We start from the raw sequence: 17,843 nt of genomic DNA on the forward strand, positions 1-17,843 counted from the left end.
GCCTCCTGCGGCGGTTTCACACCCGTTCTCACGCTTGTCAGTTCGGCTGCAGCCGCAGCAACCGCCCTTGTGGGCTGTCAGTCACCATATACAGCAAGCCATCCGGCCCCTGGCGGACATCGCGGATGCGTTCGCCATTGCCTTGCCGCAGTTTTTCCTCACGCTGTACCTTGCCGCCCGCCACCTCCAGGCGGTGCAGGGTGCCAAATTTGAGCGAACCGATGAACAGGCTCCCCTGCCACGCTGCGCCATAGCGCGTGCTGGTCAGAAAAGCCATGCCCGACGGCGCAATCGACGGCACCCAGTAGTGCAGCGGCTGCTCCATGCCCGCCTTGGCTGTGCCTTCGCCCAGCTTGCCGCCGCCGTAGTTTTCGCCATAGGTAATCACCGGCCAACCGTAGTTGCGGCCCGGCTGGGGTTGGTTGATTTCGTCGCCACCCTGCGGGCCGTGCTCGTGCATCCACAGCTTGCCGTCTGGCCCCAGCGTTGCGCCCTGGGAGTTGCGGTGGCCGTAGCTCCAGATCTCGGGCAAGGCGCCAGGTTGTTTGGCGAACGGGTTGTCGGGCGGCACGGCGCCTTCGGGGGTGATGCGGATGATCTTGCCGTGGTGGTTGTCGAGCTTTTGGGCATCGTCCTTGCGGTGGTAGCGGTCACCCAAAGTCAGGAACAGGTTGCCGTCCGCAGCCTGCACGATGCGGCAGCCAAAATGCAGGCTGCTGTCGACCTTGGGCCGCTGGCTGAAGATCACCTTGACGTCTTGCAGGCTGCGAGCATCCTCGGACAGCGTGGCCCGGGCCAGCGCCGTGCTGTTGCCGCGTGCGCCCGCCGCTGCGGGCTCGGAAAAACAAAAGAAGATGCGGCGGTTGCGGGCAAAGGCAGTGTCCGTCACCACATCCAGCAGGCCGCCCTGCCCGCTTGCTGCCACAGCAGGCACCCCGGCCAGTGGGGGGCTGACCTGCCCGCTGGCACTGACAACCCGCATGCGCCCCGGCCGCTCAGTGATCAGAAACTGCCCCTGCGGCAAAAAGGCCACCGCCCAAGGGTGATCCAGGCCCTGGGCTACGGGCACCAGCGCCACCGCCGGTGTGGTGTTCTGGGCGTCAGCACTGACTGAAACCCCCGCCACTACCAAAAAGATAGCTGCTTGCGCTTTTACAGCAAGCGCTGGAGGCATTTTTGACTTGAATTTCATAAGGCTGCGCTCCTGAAAAAGCGGTGGAAACCCCCCGTCCCCGGGCGACGCCCGAGGTGCATCGTCGGAGTGTGCCTGCAGGGGCTGTCAGGGCCTTGTGATCCCTGGGGAAACCCGGGGTTTTGATTTACTTCAACGAAATCAACGGCTTGCAAAGGTGATTACTTTCGATAAGCAAGCGTTGCGTGTTACCCTTCGCCCCCATGTCCCGATGGCTTTGCATACTTCTCCTGGCCTGCGCCACCACCGCCCAGGCTGCGCCGCAAGCGGCAAACCCTGACGATATGGACCGTTTCATCACGGACAAAGGCCTGCTGACGCGGCTGGAAGACGTGAGCCACAAGGTGGCGGACCGGGCCCACACCGTGGCCGACCAAGCATCTTCCCTGGTGGTCAACGCCATGGGGTTTCTGGGCGTGCCCTATAAGCGTGGTGGCAGCAGTGCCGAAACAGGCTTTGACTGCAGCGGCTTCGTGCGTGCCATGTACGAACAGACCGTGGGCCTTTTGCTGCCCCGCCGTGCAGATCAGCAAGCTGCCGCCACCCAGGTCATCGACAAAAAAGAGCTCCAGCCGGGTGATCTGGTGTTCTTCAACACCATGCGCCGCAATTTCAGCCACGTGGGCATCTACGTGGGGGACAACAAGTTCATCCATGCTCCCCGAAGCGGCGCCCAGATCCGTGTGGAAGACATGGACGTGGCCTACTGGGCCCGCCGCTTCAATGGCGCGCGCCGCGTGGCGGGTACGGCCGACGGCGATACCGCGCAAGCCAAGTAACCGCCGGCCTGCGGCACTCGTTACTTTTTGATCTCGTACACCGTTTCGGTGCTGCGGATCGGGCCTCCCACCACATTCACCGGGCCCAGCGAAGGGTCGCGCAACATGGCTTTGGCCGTGGCCATGTCGGCCTGATAGCGTGCCCGGGCCTGGGACTCACAGCTTCTGCGCTCCGCCGCAGCCATGGTGCGGCATTCCTCCAGGCTGACCTTGAGGCCACCGCCTGCCTCGCGGATGGCGGTCTGGTAGCGTTGCTGAGGGGTCGTGTCCGGGACCGCACCGCGCGCCAGCGAAGCCTCATCGCCATTTTGTGCGGCCGCAGTGGTGGGCAGCGCCACGGCGCCACCCAGGGCCAGCGCGGCCATCAACACCAGGGAGAAAGAACGGGTTTTGGGGATTTGGGTCATCAGTCTTCCTTAAAGTGCAGACGTTTGAATGTAGGGCCCAGCGCACGCTGGCTTGGCAAGCACCCGCCGCACCAGGATGTCAGACAGCACCCACAACCCGCTACCGACCGCTTGCAGCGTCATCCAACGGCACCGACACGCGGAGCGAATGCACGGCGAGAACAGGCGACGGCGCGCCACCAGACGGGACGCCCACAGGGCGCGTTGTCCGACACCTCCACTTTCCCGCCTTCTTTAGAGTCAGCGCATCGCCGTCGTAACAACACAAGGGGAAACAAATATGGTGTCATTGATCGGAACGCTGGTGGTCGGTCTGGTGGTGGGTCTTCTGGCCCGGGCCTTCAAGCCGGGGGATGACAAGCTGGGGTGGATCATGACCGCACTGCTCGGGGTGGCGGGTTCATTTCTGGCCAGCTACCTGGGCCTGGCCATGGGCTGGTACCAGCAGGGCGAGGCCGCTGGCTGGATCGCTTCGGTGGTGGGCGCTATGCTGCTGCTGGCGGTATACAGCCTTGTGAAGGGCAAAAACTGATGAAATGATGGATTCACTGCTACTGTTGGCAGCCGCTCCTTCTTTTACCGACATTTCATTCAATACCACCCAACCATGCCCACTTCCCTGCAGATGGCAGCTGGCAATCCCGCCTTGGCTGCCGCCGTGCAACGCAGCCGCAAATTGCTCCATCGGCGTGCCCTGGTGGCTGCCGCCGCCAGTGCCGTGCCCGTGCCCGGGCTCGATTGGGCGGTGGACGCTGCACTGCTCTCACGCCTGCTACCGCAGATCAATGCCGAGTTCGGCCTGTCGGCGGCGCAGATTGACCTACTCGACCCGAACAAGCGCGAGCAGGTGCAAAAAGCGGTGAGCCTTGTGGGGTCGGTGCTGATCGGCAAGCTGATCACGCGCGAGCTGGTCATCCGCGCCACGCAGACCGTGGGTCTTCGCCTGACGACCAAACAGGCCGCCAAATATGTTCCTCTCGCGGGCCAGGCTGTGGCTGCCACCATTGGCTATGCCACGCTGCGTTACCTGGGCGAGCAGCACTTGAAGGACTGCGTTCGCGTTGTGCAGGAGGCACAGTTGCAGCTGCCCGCACCCAAGGCATCTCGGTAATCCTGCTGAGAACCTGCGAGGGCTACGCCGCAGATGGCGTGGCCCTAGCGTCTGGGCACGTCAATCGGCCTTGAAACCCGTGGCGGCCACCGCTTTGCCCCAGGTCACCGTGTCGGCGGCAATGGTGCGGGCAAAGTCCTGCTGGCTGGTGCCCGTCACGCGGAACCCGGCCTCTTCCATCTTCGCCTTGCCTTCAGGCGACTGCACGGCCCGCACAATGTCTGCATTGAGCTTGGCAATGATCTCGGGGGGGGTCTTGGCGGGTGCAACGATGCCAAACCACGATGAGAACTCTAGATTGGCGTAGCCCTGCTCCTTGATGGTGGGCACATCGGGCAGCGTGGGCGTGCGCGTGGCCCCGGTGGTACCCAGCGCGGCGAGCTTTCCAGCCTTCACGTTGGGCGCGGCCAGCCCCACGCTGGCAAACACGCCCTGCACGTCGCCACTGAACAGGCCGCCCAGCGCATCCGACGTGTTCTTGTAGTGCACGGGCTCTGGCTTGAGCTTGACCGCGTCCCCAAACATGAAGGCGCCAAAATGCCCCGGAGTGCCCGCGCCGAAGGTGGCCAGGAACAGGCCCTTTTGCTGCTTGGTCCAGTCCACAAACTCCTTCACGTTGCGTGCCGGCACCTTTTGGGGGTTGACCAGCAGCACAAAGTCGGACGTGACCACTTGGCTCACAGCGGCGAAGTCCTTGGCTGGGTCGTAGGGCAGCTTGTTGTAGCTGCTCGGGGCGATGCTGAGCTGGCCCGTCTCGCCCAGCATGATCGTGTAGCCGTCCGGTGTGGCGCGGGCTGCTTCGCCCGCTGCAATGAGGCCGCCTGCGCCGGGTTTGTTGTCCACGATCACGCCCAGGTTGCCCCAGCCTTCCGACAACTTTTGCGCCAGCAGGCGCGCCACGATATCGGGCCCCGTGCCCGCCGGAAAGCCCACGATGATGCGCACCGGCTTGGTGGGGTAGGCCGCAGCCCCCTGCGCCTGGGCCCCCATCCAGGGCATGAGCCCGGCCAGGATGGATGCAGCCACCAGGGCGCGGCGCAAGGGTTGGGTGGTGTTTTTCATGGTGTCTCCAAGTCTTGTACGTTGGGAAAGGTCAAAAGATAAAAAAGGGCCGGACGCTATCGCAGCTCAAAAAAACGCATGGCCACGGCGTCTGGGTAGCGCGCGCCCGTGCCCACAAACATGCGCTCGGCCATCCAGGACAGCGCGGGCGACGCCGTCTCGAAACTCGGGCTGCAGCGGAAATAGACCTGCGCCGGGTCCACCAGCTCGCCACGCACCAGGCGGGCAATCAGCTCGGCCGGGCCCGAGCGCACGGCACGGTTTTGCACATAAATAAGGTCGCCACCATCGGTCTCCAGCACGTAGCGCGCATCCAGCTCCGACAGCCGATCGTTGACGATGAGCTGGAAGTCTGCGCCGCCCGGCAGCACGCGCGCGCTCCAGCCATCGCCGGTGGCGGTGCCGCCCAGGATGGGGATCAGCCTGCGCAGGCCGTGCACGGTGGGGCCGACTTCCTGGGGGGCGCCTACCTCCACGCGAAGGTCGGCAAAAAACTGGAATTGCGGATCGGGTAAGGGGATGACTTCAGACATGGGACCTAGCGTAAGTCCCGTTGCAAGCAGCGCCTGTCATCCGAGAGGATGACGGGATAACCCGAGCGCCCCAGTGGCCGCATCGGGGGCAGTTTCAGCGCACACTCCACGTTTTCGCACCCCATCACCTCGCAATTTCCGACTTTTCCATGCGGCAGTGGCTTCCCTCCTCTTCCCAGACTGTGCCCGGCCGACAGGTGCTGCACAGCGCTGCCAGCCAGACGCTGGCCAGCATGGTTCATCGTCTGGGCGACAACGGCTTTGCGCCGGGCCTGCTGCAAGACCTGGAACCGGTGTTGCCCGCCGCTTCCTGGTCGGTGTACCGCACGGGCCACCGCTGCAAACCCACATTGTTCATGTCGGCCAGCCGGGGCGTGCCCGACACCACGCAGGACTGCTGGTGGGCCTACCTCTCGGGCCCCTACCGCAGCGACCGCACCTGGGGCCGCCCATTTGACGAAGTGCCCGTGGCTGCGCCCGAAACGCGCCTGTGCCATGTGACCGCGACCGAGGTGGAGGGCGAACACCGCGCCCGGGTGTACGAAGCCCACGGCGTGGCCGAGCGCGTGTCGGTGGTCGAGTATGAAAGCGATGGCTCGGTGTTCGCGGTCAACTTCTACCGCCACCAGCACCAGCACGCCTTCAGCGACCGGCAGATCAGCGCGTTCGAGTCCGTCGCGCCGGTGCTGCTGGCGCTGACCCGCAAGCACATCGACTTGTCGCACACGCACCTGCCCCCGGCCACGCTGTGGCACGAGGCCAGCAGCACTGACCCGGTACACACCTTGGCGCTGCCTGCCGATGCGGCCCTGGCCCCGCTGGCGGCCGACGGCCTGCCCGTGCTGCGCATGCGCCTGGTGCGCCTGCAGGCCGAGCTGACTGACCGCGAGCTGGACGTGTGTGCGCGCCTGCTGCAGGGCATGACGCACGAAGGCATCGCCAGCGACCTGGGCCTGAGCGTGCCCACCGTCAAGACCTACCGCAATCGCGCCTTTGCGCGCCTGGGTATCCACTTCCGCAACGAGCTGTTTGCGCGGGTGCTGGGCGGCTGAGCGGCGCCCTTCCTCTTCAGACGCCTGGAACCCAGGGCGGCGGCCGTCGCCGGATGGTCTGCGCCTTCACGATGGCCGTGTTGGTCTGCGCCTTGTCGGCAATGCGGTCCAGCACCCCGTCCAGCTGCTCGATGGACCGCACAAACACCCGGGCCACAAAACAGTCGTCGCCCGTGACCTTGTCGCACTCGCAGAACTCGGGCGTGTCGCGGATCAGCTGCTCCACCGCCGCCAGTTGGCCCGGCAGGGGGCGAATCCGCACGATGGCCTGCAGCTGGTAGCCCAGCGCGCGCGGCTCGATGTCTACCGTGAACGCACGCACCACCCCGCGCTCTTCGAGCCGCCGCAGGCGCTCGGACACGCTGGGCGACGACAGGCCTACGCGCTCGCCCAGCTCCTTGAGCGAGGTGCGCGCGTCCTGGTGCAGCTGGGTCAGGATGGCTTGGTCGATGGCGTCCATGGTGCAGAGGTGAAATTAGAGAAATGCCTCAGATTATCAGGAGCGATTGAAAAATTACCTAATGCAATGCATTCCTTGCGAAGCTTCTGTTTTCTATAGTTCTGCCATCACCACACGGAGCAACAGGCACACAGGTATGGACAAGAAAACACAGGGCACGCTGGAGATGGGCGCCGCCATGGTCATCTCAGGAACCATCGGCTGGTTTGTCGTGCAGTCGGGCCTGCCCGCGCTGGAGGTGGTGTTCTGGCGCTGTGCCTTTGGCGCCGTGGCCCTGGGCTTGGTGTGCTGGGCCATGGGGCTGCTGCGCGGCATGACCTGGCGCATTGCGCGCTGGGCCGCACTGGGCGGCGTGGCCATCGTCACCAACTGGTTGCTGCTGTTCGGCGCCTACTCCCATGCCTCCATCTCCGTCGCCACAGCGGTCTACAACACGCAGCCGTTCATGCTGGTGATCTTTGGTGCCCTGCTGTTTGGCGAACGCGTCACGCTTGCCAAACTCGGCTGGCTGGCCACGGCCTTTGTGGGCATGCTGCTCATCGTGCAGGCCAAGCCCGGTGTGAGCCTGCCGGGCGGCGACTACGCCCTGGGCATTGCCATGGCGCTGGGCGCGGCGTTCTTCTGGGCCGTGGCCTCGGTCATTGCCAAGCGGCTCACGGGCACACCGCCGCACCTGATTGCGCTGGTGCAGGTGGCCGTAGGCGTGCTCATGCTCGCACCTTTTGCCCGCCTGGGCACCCCGCCGCAGGGCGCCAGCACCTGGCTGCTGCTGGTCACCCTGGGCGTGGTGCACACGGGCCTCATGTACATCCTGCTGTATGGCGCGGTGCAAAAGCTGCCCACCTACTTGCAGGGGGCGCTGTCGTTCATCTACCCAGTGGTGGCGATCGGCGTGGACTTTGTGGCGTTCGGCCACCGGCTGCAGCCCGCGCAGTGGCTGGGCGCAGCGGCCATCTTGCTGGCCGCCGCCGCGATGAACCTGCAGGCCACGCGGGGCGGCCCCGCCGTGCCGCCTGCCCCTGCTGGGATTGGGAACACCAGGCCCCGGTAGCCCATTGGTGGCTGCGGAACAGCCACGTTTTTCATCCCCAATCAGCGCCCCCGGATCTGCTCCGGCGTGGCGCTGGCGGCGCTTCATGTCCACTTAATCTTGGCCGCGTCCAATGCAGTTTGTGGGCAGTCAGTCCACATGTTCAAACCCACTGACACCAACATTCACCATGAAACTGCATATCACCGCCCTAGTTCTCGCCCTTGGTTCTACCGCTGCATTTGCGGGCCCCACCTGCAATGTTCCAGAAGAAAAATGGATGAAAGAAGCCGACTTCAAGGCCGGGCTCGAAAAGCAGGGCTACCAGATCCGGACCTTCAAGGTCAGCAAAGGCAAGTGCTACGAAATCTACGGTCTGGACAAGGCGGGCAAGAAGGTGGAGATCTATTTCGACCCCGCCACTGGCGCTGAAATCGAGCGTAAGTAAGCCCGAGCGAAGCGTCCCGTCCTGCCCCTCGCCTGCACCCCGAGTCGCCCATGAAGCCCGTTCCTCTTCACCACCCCCCTGCCGCCACCAAGGTGTGGGACCCGTTTGTCCGTATTTTTCACTGGAGCCTGGTGAGCTGCGTGGTCCTGAACCAGTTTGTTCTGGAGCCCGGAAAAACAGCACACGAGTGGGTGGGCTACACCGCCAGCGCCCTGGTGCTGGCGAGGCTGGTCTGGGGCTTCGTAGGCAGCCGCCACGCGCGGTTCAGTGACTTTTTCCCCACCCCGCGCAGACTGGCAAAGCACCTGGGCGCACTTCGCAATGGCGAGCATCCGGTCTACGTGGGCCACAACCCCCTCGGGGCGCTGATGATGCTGGCCTTGATGGCCATCGTTCTGGCCCTGGGCGTAACGGGGTGGATGCAAACCACCGACACATTCTTCGGCGAAGAATGGCTGATGGAGTTGCACGAGGTGCTGGCCAACGGACTGCTGCTGGCGGCAGGGTTGCACGCTGCGGCGGCCATCGTGATGGGGCGGCTGGAGCGGGTGCGCCTCGTGCGGGCCATGGTCACCGGCACCAAGCAGCACTTTTGACGGACCAGACTCGCATGCGACTGTTGCTGCTGGAAGACGATCACACTCTGGGCGAAGGCTTGCGGGATTTTCTGCAGCACGACGGCTATCTGGTGGACTGGTGCACCACCCTGGCGCAAGCGCGGGGTTTGATCACAGAGCCCTACGACGCCTGGCTGCTGGACTGGAACCTGCCCGATGGCTCCGCCCTCGGCTGGCTGCGCAGCCTGCGCGCCAAAGGGGCTAAGACACCGGCCCTGGTGCTCACCGCGCGTGACATGCTCAGTGACCGCATCCATGGGCTGGACAGCGGTGCTGACGATTTTCTCGTCAAGCCCTTTGCCCCCGAGGAGTTGTGTGCCCGGCTGCGTGCACTGTCCCGCCGGATGACCGGCGGCACTCCCAGCAAGGCATTTGGCGCGGTGGAGGTGCTGCTGGCCGACAAAGAAGTGCGGCTGCACGGCCAGCGGGTGGAGCTGACCGCCCGTGAATGGGCGGTGCTGGAGGCGCTGGTGTTGCGCGCGGGGCGCACAGTTTCCGCGTCGGATCTGGAGGCGCTGGTGCTGGGGCTGGACAGCGACTTAGCCAGCAACGCGCTGCAGGTGCACGTTTTCAATCTGCGCAGCAAATTGGGCAAGGACGTGATCCAGACGGTGCGGGGCATGGGCTACCGCATTCCTGCACCCTTTGCCCCGCCGACGGCTCTAACGGCCTCTACGGGCTAACGACATGGGTATGCGCACGGGCGAGACAAAACCGCCGTCCATCCGGGGGCGGCTCGTCCAATCGCTGCTGTTTATCTCCATCGCGTTCGGCCTGTTGACCTCCGTGGTCGTCTGGTACGTGATCGCCCACGAAATGGGCGAACTCATGGACCAGGAACTGCGAGAGGCTGCTGAGATTTTTCACAGCGTCATGGCCATCCAGCCCGATCTGGCCACCAGCGGCCAAAGCGCCACCAAACACTTTTCGTATGAGGAACACCTGGTCTGGCAGGTGGTGGACGCGCCGTCGGGCCGCGTGAAAAGCCGCTCGCACAAGGCCCCCGAGCTGGCCTTGCAAACCGCCCCCACCGAGGCGATCGCCTGGACGCAAGACGGGCAATGGCGCGCCTTCACGTCGGTATTCAGCCAGCGCCCCGGGCAATTCCTGGTGGTGGCACAAAGCCGCACGGAGCGCGACGAGGTGCACGGTGAAGTGGTCTGGTACACGCTGATGGCGGCGCTGTCGATGGGCCTGCTGTCGGCCCTGCTGATGAACTGGCGGATTCGGCAGGAGCTTCGCCCGCTGGCAGCGCTGGGCCAAAGCGTTCAGCACTATGACCCCCTTCGGCCCGACACCGCGCCCAAGGCCGCACCGAGGCAGGAGCTGCATCCCATCGAGCAGGCCATTGGCGACCTGGGGCACCGGCTGGCACAGCGGATCATCAGCGAACGCGCGTTCACCTCGCACGCGGCCCATGCCCTGCGCACGCCGGTGGCGGGTATCGACGTGCAACTGGCCCTGGCGATCAAAGAGGCGCCCGAGTCGATAAGGCCGCGCCTGGTGCGCGCGCGAGACGCTGCGGGCAGGCTCGGTCGGGTCATGCAAGCGCTGCTGATGATGTTTCGCAGCGGCATGGAGCCACAGCGCCAAAACGTTGACATGCGCCAGCTCATCGATGCGCTGGCGTTTCACGACATGGCCATCTCCATCCAACAAACCACCCCAGTGGACGCCGACCCCGATCTGCTGGCCGCCGCCCTGCTGAACCTGCTGGACAACTCGCACCGTTTCAACGCCCACCATGTCACCATCACCGCGCTGCAGGAGGGCGCCGACACCGTGTTGCGCGTGCAGGACGATGGCGATGGCTGCCAGCCCCACACCAAAGTCCGTTTACAGCAATCGCTGCAGCAGCAGGCCTATGGCGAAGGCAGCGCCATGCGTGGCCTGGGGCTGGTGCTGGCCGACCTGGTGGCGCGCGCGCACGGGGGCCACACGGTGCTCCCAGACTGTGCTTCGGGCTTTGGCATTGAGCTGCGATGGCCTGCCGCCCTGCCCCGTTCTGCGGACTGACGATGCGCCTGACCCGCCCCGCAATAATTCGAATCCCACTACAAAGAGAGACCCCATGAGACGCCCCCCCAAAGCCACAAAACCCTCGCAAATCGCGCCCCTTTGCATCGCACTGTCCAGCCTGGCAAGCGCCTTGCACGCCCACGCCGAAGCGCCCATGCACACCGACGATGCGGGCACGCTGACCCAAGGCGCCATGAAGCTCGAAGGTGTCTTCGGCCGCGATGACAAGACCCGAGGTGCCGAGCTGCTTTTTGGCGCTGGCATCGCGCCGCAGCTGGAAATGGAGGTCTCGCTGGCACGCGCCAAAGACACGGCCATGGGCGCATCCACCACCTTCCATGGGCATGGCTGGGGTGTGAAGTGGGTGCCCATCCAGAACGAAACGGGCTGGTCGGTGGGTGCGAGGTTCGACATGGGCCACACCCGCGTTCGCGACCACGCCACCCCGCAGCGTTTCACCGAGCGCGAAACCGCCCTCACAGCGCTGGCCAGCTACCGGTTGGCCAATGCGCAGGTGCTGCACCTCAATGCCGGCCACAAAACCGTCAGGGCACAAGGCGCCCGCCACCGTGCGGCCACCTGGGCCGTGGGCTATGAGATTCCGCTTACTGAACAACTGCAGCTCACGTCTGAGGTGTACGGCGAACAAAGGTCGCGCCCGGACAAGGCCGTGGGCCTGCGCTACGCCATCACCGACGGGCTCAAAGCATCCGCCGCCGTGGGCCGTGGCAACGGCCGCACGTTCAGCCAGGTGGGCATGGCCTGGGAGTTCTAGGCGCAGTCCGGGACGCCGCCGGCACGGCACAATCGGCGGCCTATGCCTGCATCCGGTGCCCGCCCCACAGAACCCATCCCGCCCCGCTCTGACCGGGCGGCGTTGGTGCAGGCCTGGGTGCAGGCCCTGCGCACCCAGGCCGGGCCAGCCCATCTGCAGGCGCTAGCGCCCCTGAGTGATGCGGAAGCCGCACGCGTAATGGCTCTGCTGCGCAACGACGCGGCCCACAAGTCTGTTCAACCCGACCGCCCTGCCTCCGAAAGCGCCCACAACCCTGGCATAACCAGCGGCCACTTCCGCCCGCGCATCACCCTCATGACCCTGGGCCGGGGCGACGGCCTGCTGGGCATGGCGCCCCAGGGCAAGCTGGGGCCGCGCGGCGACAGCGTGACGCTTGTGCAGATTGACTGGACCTACCGCACTGATGATGGCGCCCACTGGCAGACGCCTGCCCCCACCTCCATCCTCAACGCGCGCCCGGGCCCCGTGCAAGACCTGTTCGACACCGGCGGCCCGGTTGTGCGCATGCAGCGCAACCTGGGCGCCGAGGCCGACGCCATGGACCGCGTGTGGGATCTGGGCCTGATCCCCGTCGATGCGAACAAGCTGCAATGGCGCCACCGCGCCGTAGCCGCCACGCTGGGCCCCGTGTGGACGCTGGCGCAGGAGGCGCACTTTGGCGACTTCTGGGCCGAGCAGATTCCCCAACTGCGCGCCGAGGGCTGGAGCGTGGTGGTGCAGCCCGGCTTTGCGCACGAAAGCGTGCCCGTGTTGCGCTGGAAGCTGCTGATCGCCCCCGACACGGGCGAACTGCTGGGCAAGGAAGTGGACGGCCCGCTGGCCCTGCGCGAACGCCCCGTGCAAAAGCTGCAACTGCCCGAGCGCGAAGGCGCCTGGCTGCTCAGCTTGGGGCTAGAGATCGACGGCGAAACGCTGGACCTGGCGCCCTTGCTGGCCGACCTGTTGCGCCGCGACGCCCGTTGGCTCAACGCGCAGCAGATGGCCGCCATCGACGACATCGCCATCATTTCGCTGCGCGCACCCGGCGGCAAACGCATCGACGCGCCCGCCGGGCCGCTCAAGGCCATCGTGGGCGCCATGGTCGATCTGCTGACCGACCCGACCCGTAACCAGCGCAAGGATGGCGATCCGCTGCACCTGGGCGCGTGGGAGGCCCGCCGCATCGAAGCCCTGCGCGCCGGGCTGGTGCTGGCTCACCGCGTGGGTACGGTCAATGGCTGGAACAACGACTGGCAGCTGCAGGGCGACGTGGGCTTGGCCCAGCTCGCCAAGCGCCTGCGCACCATCGGCACCCCGCAGCCGGTGGCCGCGCCGCAGGGACTCCGGGTGCAGCTGCGCCCCTATCAACTGGAGGGCCTGGCCTGGCTGCAGTACCTGCGCGCGCAGGGCCTGGGCGGCATATTGGCCGACGACATGGGCCTGGGCAAAACCGCGCAGGCGCTGGCCCATGTGCTGGCCGAAAAGGAGGCCGGGCGCCTGACCCGCCCTGCCCTGGTGGTGCTGCCCACCTCACTGCTCTTCAACTGGCAAGCCGAGGCCGCCCGCATGGCCCCCAACCTCCGCGTGCTGGCGCTGCACGGCGCGAGCCGTGGCCAGCGCTACCTGCAGATGGCCGACCACGACCTGGTGCTGACTACCTACCCGCTGCTCTGGCGCGACGTGGAGGCACTGGCCGCACAGCCGTTCCACCTGCTGATCCTGGACGAGGCGCAGATGGTGAAGAACGCCGGCAGCCGCAGCGCCCGCGCCCTGCGCAAGCTGCAGGCGCCGCACCTGCTGTGCCTGACGGGCACGCCGCTGGAGAACCACCTGGGCGAGCTGTGGGCCCAATTCGACTTCCTGATGCCGGGCTTTCTGGGCGATGTGCGCAGCTTCAACGCCCGCTGGCGCAAGCCGATCGAGGAAAACGGTGAAACCCTGCGCGCGCAGCTCCTGTCGCAGCGCGTGCGCCCCTTCATCCTGCGCCGCCGCAAGCAGGACGTGGCCACCGAACTGCCGCCGCGCACCGAGGTCATCCAGCGCGTGGAGCTGCAAGGCAAACAGCGCGAGCTGTACGAGGCCGTGCGCACCACGGCCGACAAACAGGTGCGCCGTGCGCTGGAGCGCCAGAGCTTTGACGGCGCGCAGATCACCATCCTGGACGCGTTGCTCAAGCTGCGCCAGGTCTGCTGCGACCCGCGCCTTGTCAAAGGAACCACGAAAACGGCCCACACGATGGAGCGCGCCAAGCTAGAACTGCTGGCCGACATGCTGCCCGCCCTGGTCGAGGAAGGCCGCCGCGTCCTGGTGTTCTCGCAGTTCACCGAGATGCTGGGCTTGGCGGCCGAGCTGCTCGACACCCTGGCCCTGCCCTACCTGACCCTCACCGGCCAGACGCCACCCCGCCAGCGTGGCGCGGTGGTGCGGCAGTTCCAGGCGCAGGACGACACCAGCGCCCCCATCCTGCTCGTCAGCCTCAAGGCCGGTGGTCTGGGCCTGAACCTCACCGCCGCCGACACCGTGATCCACCTCGACCCCTGGTGGAACCCCGCCGTCGAAGAGCAGGCCACCGCGCGCGCCCACCGCATCGGGCAGGACCAGCCCGTGTTTGTCTACAAACTGGTGGTGGAAGGCAGCATCGAAGAACGCATGCTGGAGCTGCAGGCCCGCAAGGCCGCGCTGGCCCAGGGCGTGTTGGGCCACGATGCTGAAGGCGCGGTCAAGTTCAGCGAGGCCGACCTGCACGCACTGCTGGCGCCTTTGAGCGAGCCAGTCAACAACCCGCTGGGCATTCCGGGCGAAGACGCACTGCGCTGGGGCGGCACGGGCAAACGCCGACCCCGGCCGCTGCAGCCACCAGAAGTTTGAGTGTTTTTTGGCCCCTAGCGCTTATCTATCAAGCGCAAGCAGCTATCTTTAATATAGCAAATTACGCACTTGGGCGCGTACCGCGCGCCGACCTTTCAGCGCGGAGGACGAGAGCCCGGCGGGCCGGGTACAACCGGCATGCCACCGTTCCAGACGGCGCGGGCTATCTTTGCCAGCACCGCCAGCCCAAACCATGCCGACACCGAGGACAACACCAGTGCCAGGGTGATGAGGCCCGGCCGCAGGCGGCGATCCACAATCGACTCGGCAGGGTTGCGGGGATTGACCCACACCGGCACGGCTTTGCCAGTGCGCTGCAAGCCCTGCAGACGGCGGCCCAGTTCTTCTTGAAAGCTGCCAATGTTGTCGGCCCGCTCGTGAATGGCGGCGCGCTGCCCGGTGTAGGTCACGCCCTCCACCACATACCGGTAGCGCACCGACACGCTGTGCGTGGTGCCGCCCTTGCTGGGATGATGGCTTTGCAGCCTGGCCGATTCGACCACCGCAGGCACCTGGCTCCAGGTTTGCATGCGCGCCCAGTCAAACACGGGCGAAGCCACCATGAACCAGAAAATGCCAATGCCCGCTGCGGCGAAGGGCACGGCGAACAAGGCCAGAACCCAAATGCCTCCCGGCAGCTTTTCACGCCGCTGCGTCGCGTGGCGTGGGGACGCGGGGGACATCACGGCAAGCGCTCGTAGGTGGCTTTGGAGGGTACGTCCTTATTCGAGAAATACGGGTCCGGGTCCAGGCTCAGCAACGTACCTTGTTGCGTGATGGCGTAGGCGCTGCCGGTGTCGCGGCGTGGGCTGTTCGACACATACAGCCGCGCCTTGTCGGCACGCCAGGTGCCGCGCATCAGCGCGTCGCGCAGGGCTTTTTGCACGGCGCCCTCCGAGGTGGAGGCGCCACCGGACGCGCCCAGGTCGAGGTTGATGACCTGCGCGTCGGCCTGAATCACCAGCACCTGGCCAGCCAGGAACTTGGGCGGCGGCGCGCCGTTGATGCTGGCCACCTTCCAGCGGCCCACCAGAGGGTGTGCAGCCTGTGGGTCAGCGGCCCCTGCAGTAGTCCCCACGCCCCCGGCGGCGACAAACAAGGTAAGCAACAGGGCCTTGCGGAACCCCGCCCTGCGTGTGTGGCGGGTGTGCGGCATAAATGGGTCTCCTCCCGAATGGTGGGCTTTGTTCTGGTTGGCCTGGGCGCGGGCGGCAAGCCGGGTGCAGTCTAAAAGATGGGGGCGCGATCAATCCCACACAACAGCCAGTAGATTTGTGCCTTTTAGGCCTCTAGCGCTTGATGGGAAAGCGCCAACAGCAATTGAACTGAGAGCAAATTCAGCACTAGAACCACCTCGGTGCCGTGGCGCAGAATTCAAAAGCAAGCTTCGGAGTGCACACTGCGCACCCCATCCCTAGAGTGCATGGCATCGCAACCCCCTTGTGAGCCATCCACCATGAACCCGAACGCCACCCAGCGCAGCGCCAGTCTCCCGGACCGACCATTTACCTACGCCGTCTCCATGCCCCACCGCGCCACCCCCTCCACCAAGGCCGCACAGGCCGCAGCCACCCAGGCCGACCCGCGCTGGGCGGCGGTGGCGGCGCGCAGCGCAGCGGCGGACGGCAGCTTTTGGTATTCGGTGCAGACCACGGGCGTGTATTGCCGCCCCAGCTGCGCGGCGCGTGCACCCCGGCCGGAGAATGTGCGGTTTCACGACAGCTGCGCTGATGCAGAAGCCGCAGGCTTTCGCCCCTGCCAGCGCTGCAAGCCCCGGCAGCCCACGGCGTTGTCGCACCACGCCGCGCTGGTCACAGAGGCCTGCCGCATCATCGAAGGCGCTGCCGCCGGTGAGGCGCCCACGCTGGATGCGTTGGCCGCCCAGATGGGCCTGAGCCCGTCGCACCTGCACCGCATCTTCAAGCAGTCCACGGGCCTCACGCCCAAGGCGTATGCCGCCGCCCAGCGTGCGCAGCGCCTGCGCAGTGCGCTCGACAACGCACACACGGCCTCGGTGACGGACGCGATCTACAGCGCGGGTTACCAGTCCAGCAGCCGCTTTTACGAGCAATCGGCCCAGGTCCTGGGCATGACGCCCAGCCGCTACCGCGCGGGGGGCGCTGCGCAAGACATTCGCTTTGCTATCGGCCAGTGTTCGCTGGGCGCCATTCTGGTCGCCCAGAGCGACCGGGGCATCTGCGCCATCTTGCTGGGCGACGACGCCGACGCCCTGGTGCGCGACCTGCAGGACCGCTTTGCACAGGCCCACCTGATCGGCGGGGATACCGCGTTTGAAGCGCTGGTGGCACAGGTGGTGGCCTTTGTCGAGGCCCCGGGCCTGGGGCTGAACCTGCCGCTGGACGTGCGCGGTACGGCATTTCAGCAGCGCGTGTGGCAGGCCCTGCAGGCCATCCCCGCCGGGCAGACTGCAAGCTACGCCGAGGTGGCCCAGCGCATAGGCGCCCCCACCGCCGTGCGCGCCGTGGCGCAGGCCTGCGTGGCGAATGCGCTGGCGGTGGCCATACCCTGTCACCGGGTGGTGAAAAGTGATGGCGCGTTGTCGGGCTACCGTTGGGGCGTGGAACGCAAACGTGCGCTGCTGGCGCGCGAAGCAGCGCCAGAGCCCGCACAACCGCTGGCGGAGAAGGTGGCATGAGCGCTGTCCCGCTGTCTCACCAACCCGGTCTGAAGAACGACGACTGGGCGCAGCGTGCAGTTGCCATCGACTGGCCAACAACCACGGAGGCCCTGCACCAGCAAGGCAACGCGGTACTGCCGCAACTGCTCAGCGCCACCGAATGCGCCACGCTGGCCCGCCTGTATGGCAACGCGGATGAGAGCACCTTCCGCAGCCGCGTAGTGATGCAGCGCCACGGCTTTGGCCAGGGCGAATACCGGTACTTCAGCTACCCGCTGCCCGGTGTGGTGGCCGGGCTGCGCGAGGCTCTGTACCCGCACCTCGCACCTATTGCCAACCAGTGGAACACCGCCATGGACATCGATGTGCGCTACCCCACGCGGCATGCCGACTTCATTGCCCGCTGCCATGCCGCAGGCCAGGTGCGCCCCACCCCGCTGCTGCTGCAATACGGCGCTGGTGACTACAACTGTCTGCACCAGGACCTGTATGGCGAGCATGTGTTTCCGCTGCAGGTCGCGGTGCTGCTGTCAGAGCCCGGGCGCGACTTCACGGGCGGCGAATTCGTGCTGACCGAGCAGCGCCCGCGCATGCAGTCGCGGGCCGAGGTGGTGCCGCTGCAGCGCGGCGACGCCGTGGTGTTTGCCGTGCACCACCGCCCCGTGCAGGGCACGCGCGGGCCGTACCGCGTGCAGATGCGACATGGCGTTAGCCGCTTGCGCAGCGGGCAGCGGCATACGCTGGGTGTGATCTTTCACGATGCTGGATGATGTTCCCCCTGTGCCGCTTCGCGCCTTCTCCTCCGGGGACGACGGCAGCTGTGGTCCACACAGCCGCCATGGATTGCCATCC

At 66.1% G+C, this 17,843-nt stretch carries 20 protein-coding genes; 13 read left to right on the plus strand and 7 right to left on the minus strand.

The window, feature by feature from the left end:
* Positions 1 to 37 precede the first annotated feature (37 nt).
* Positions 38 to 1,192, minus strand: a complete 1,155-nt coding sequence (locus tag C8C93_RS07555; protein ID WP_233559261.1) for a PQQ-dependent sugar dehydrogenase — start codon at positions 1,190 to 1,192, stop codon at positions 38 to 40.
* 203 nt (positions 1,193 to 1,395) lie between these two features.
* On the opposite strand from C8C93_RS07555, the gene C8C93_RS07560 reads away from it, so the two are divergent.
* Complete coding sequence (locus C8C93_RS07560) at positions 1,396 to 1,971, plus strand: C40 family peptidase (protein WP_121506439.1); 576 nt, start codon at positions 1,396 to 1,398, stop codon at positions 1,969 to 1,971.
* A 20-nt stretch (positions 1,972 to 1,991) separates the two neighbouring features.
* Here C8C93_RS07560 and C8C93_RS07565 read toward each other — a convergent pair whose 3' ends face one another.
* Positions 1,992 to 2,378, minus strand: a complete 387-nt coding sequence (locus C8C93_RS07565) for a hypothetical protein (RefSeq protein ID WP_055395930.1) — start codon at positions 2,376 to 2,378, stop codon at positions 1,992 to 1,994.
* A gap of 280 nt (positions 2,379 to 2,658) precedes the next feature.
* Between C8C93_RS07565 and C8C93_RS07570 the strand changes: the two genes are divergently transcribed.
* On the plus strand, positions 2,659 to 2,910 hold the full coding sequence (locus tag C8C93_RS07570; protein ID WP_055395928.1) for a GlsB/YeaQ/YmgE family stress response membrane protein: 252 nt from the start codon (positions 2,659 to 2,661) through the stop codon (positions 2,908 to 2,910).
* A 75-nt stretch (positions 2,911 to 2,985) separates the two neighbouring features.
* Entirely contained in the window at positions 2,986 to 3,489 is a 504-nt protein-coding gene (locus C8C93_RS07575; RefSeq protein WP_121506440.1) for a hypothetical protein, read from the plus strand.
* A gap of 60 nt (positions 3,490 to 3,549) precedes the next feature.
* On the opposite strand, the gene C8C93_RS07580 is transcribed toward C8C93_RS07575, so the two are convergent.
* Together C8C93_RS07580 and C8C93_RS07585 are read right to left on the minus strand one after the other, a co-directional pair.
* Positions 3,550 to 4,551 carry a tripartite tricarboxylate transporter substrate binding protein gene (locus tag C8C93_RS07580; protein ID WP_121506441.1) on the minus strand — a complete coding sequence of 334 codons (1,002 nt, stop codon included), beginning with the start codon at positions 4,549 to 4,551 and terminating at the stop codon, positions 3,550 to 3,552.
* Positions 4,552 to 4,607: 56 nt separating this feature from the next.
* Complete coding sequence (locus C8C93_RS07585; protein WP_121506442.1) at positions 4,608 to 5,084, minus strand: DUF3237 domain-containing protein; 477 nt, start codon at positions 5,082 to 5,084, stop codon at positions 4,608 to 4,610.
* Between the two features lie 149 nt (positions 5,085 to 5,233).
* Here C8C93_RS07585 and C8C93_RS07590 point away from each other — a divergent pair, with 149 nt between their 5' ends.
* The gene (locus C8C93_RS07590) at positions 5,234 to 6,136 is read left to right on the plus strand and encodes a helix-turn-helix transcriptional regulator (protein WP_199727000.1); all 903 of its coding nucleotides are present in this window, start codon (positions 5,234 to 5,236) and stop codon (positions 6,134 to 6,136) included.
* A 16-nt stretch (positions 6,137 to 6,152) separates the two neighbouring features.
* Here C8C93_RS07590 and C8C93_RS07595 read toward each other — a convergent pair whose 3' ends face one another.
* A complete protein-coding gene (locus C8C93_RS07595) occupies positions 6,153 to 6,596 on the minus strand; it encodes an Lrp/AsnC family transcriptional regulator (RefSeq protein ID WP_063460211.1) in 444 nt (147 codons plus the stop codon).
* A 136-nt stretch (positions 6,597 to 6,732) separates the two neighbouring features.
* Between C8C93_RS07595 and C8C93_RS07600 the strand changes: the two genes are divergently transcribed.
* The 7 genes from C8C93_RS07600 to C8C93_RS07630 all read left to right on the plus strand — a co-directional run bounded on the left by C8C93_RS07600 (position 6,733) and on the right by C8C93_RS07630 (position 14,353).
* Positions 6,733 to 7,647, plus strand: a complete 915-nt coding sequence (locus tag C8C93_RS07600) for a DMT family transporter (protein WP_121506443.1) — start codon at positions 6,733 to 6,735, stop codon at positions 7,645 to 7,647.
* A 169-nt stretch (positions 7,648 to 7,816) separates the two neighbouring features.
* Positions 7,817 to 8,074, plus strand: coding sequence for a PepSY domain-containing protein (locus C8C93_RS07605; protein ID WP_121506444.1), 258 nt, complete (start codon positions 7,817 to 7,819; stop codon positions 8,072 to 8,074).
* A gap of 50 nt (positions 8,075 to 8,124) precedes the next feature.
* Positions 8,125 to 8,670 carry a cytochrome b/b6 domain-containing protein gene (locus C8C93_RS07610; RefSeq protein ID WP_121506445.1) on the plus strand — a complete coding sequence of 182 codons (546 nt, stop codon included), beginning with the start codon at positions 8,125 to 8,127 and terminating at the stop codon, positions 8,668 to 8,670.
* Positions 8,671 to 8,684: 14 nt separating this feature from the next.
* Positions 8,685 to 9,374: a response regulator transcription factor gene (locus C8C93_RS07615; RefSeq protein WP_121506446.1), complete on the plus strand. Its 690-nt coding sequence runs from the start codon at positions 8,685 to 8,687 to the stop codon at positions 9,372 to 9,374.
* 4 nt (positions 9,375 to 9,378) lie between these two features.
* Complete coding sequence (locus C8C93_RS07620) at positions 9,379 to 10,707, plus strand: HAMP domain-containing sensor histidine kinase (protein WP_121506447.1); 1,329 nt, start codon at positions 9,379 to 9,381, stop codon at positions 10,705 to 10,707.
* A 55-nt stretch (positions 10,708 to 10,762) separates the two neighbouring features.
* The gene (locus C8C93_RS07625) at positions 10,763 to 11,485 is read left to right on the plus strand and encodes a hypothetical protein (RefSeq protein ID WP_233559262.1); all 723 of its coding nucleotides are present in this window, start codon (positions 10,763 to 10,765) and stop codon (positions 11,483 to 11,485) included.
* Positions 11,486 to 11,527: 42 nt separating this feature from the next.
* Positions 11,528 to 14,353 carry a DEAD/DEAH box helicase gene (locus C8C93_RS07630; protein ID WP_121506448.1) on the plus strand — a complete coding sequence of 942 codons (2,826 nt, stop codon included), beginning with the start codon at positions 11,528 to 11,530 and terminating at the stop codon, positions 14,351 to 14,353.
* A 95-nt stretch (positions 14,354 to 14,448) separates the two neighbouring features.
* Here the strand turns inward: C8C93_RS07630 and C8C93_RS07635 are convergent, their stop codons facing one another.
* Together C8C93_RS07635 and C8C93_RS07640 are read right to left on the minus strand one after the other, a co-directional pair.
* Positions 14,449 to 15,036 carry a DUF3592 domain-containing protein gene (locus tag C8C93_RS07635; protein ID WP_121506449.1) on the minus strand — a complete coding sequence of 196 codons (588 nt, stop codon included), beginning with the start codon at positions 15,034 to 15,036 and terminating at the stop codon, positions 14,449 to 14,451.
* Positions 15,036 to 15,509 (minus strand): hypothetical protein, encoded by a 474-nt coding sequence (locus C8C93_RS07640; RefSeq protein WP_121506450.1) that lies wholly within the window; start codon positions 15,507 to 15,509, stop codon positions 15,036 to 15,038. The genes C8C93_RS07635 and C8C93_RS07640 overlap by 1 nt, the downstream gene beginning before the upstream one ends.
* Before the next feature lie 366 nt (positions 15,510 to 15,875).
* On the opposite strand from C8C93_RS07640, the gene ada reads away from it, so the two are divergent.
* Both ada and C8C93_RS07650 read left to right on the plus strand, forming a co-directional pair.
* On the plus strand, positions 15,876 to 17,009 hold the full coding sequence (gene ada / locus C8C93_RS07645) for a bifunctional DNA-binding transcriptional regulator/O6-methylguanine-DNA methyltransferase Ada (RefSeq protein ID WP_121506451.1): 1,134 nt from the start codon (positions 15,876 to 15,878) through the stop codon (positions 17,007 to 17,009).
* Positions 17,006 to 17,761 (plus strand): 2OG-Fe(II) oxygenase, encoded by a 756-nt coding sequence (locus C8C93_RS07650; protein ID WP_121506452.1) that lies wholly within the window; start codon positions 17,006 to 17,008, stop codon positions 17,759 to 17,761. The genes ada and C8C93_RS07650 overlap by 4 nt, the downstream gene beginning before the upstream one ends.
* Positions 17,762 to 17,843 lie beyond the last annotated feature (82 nt).

The sequence above is a fragment of the Acidovorax sp. 93 genome, assembly GCF_003633835.1.
In the GTDB taxonomy this organism is placed as follows: Bacteria; Pseudomonadota; Gammaproteobacteria; order Burkholderiales; family Burkholderiaceae_C; genus Acidovorax; species Acidovorax facilis.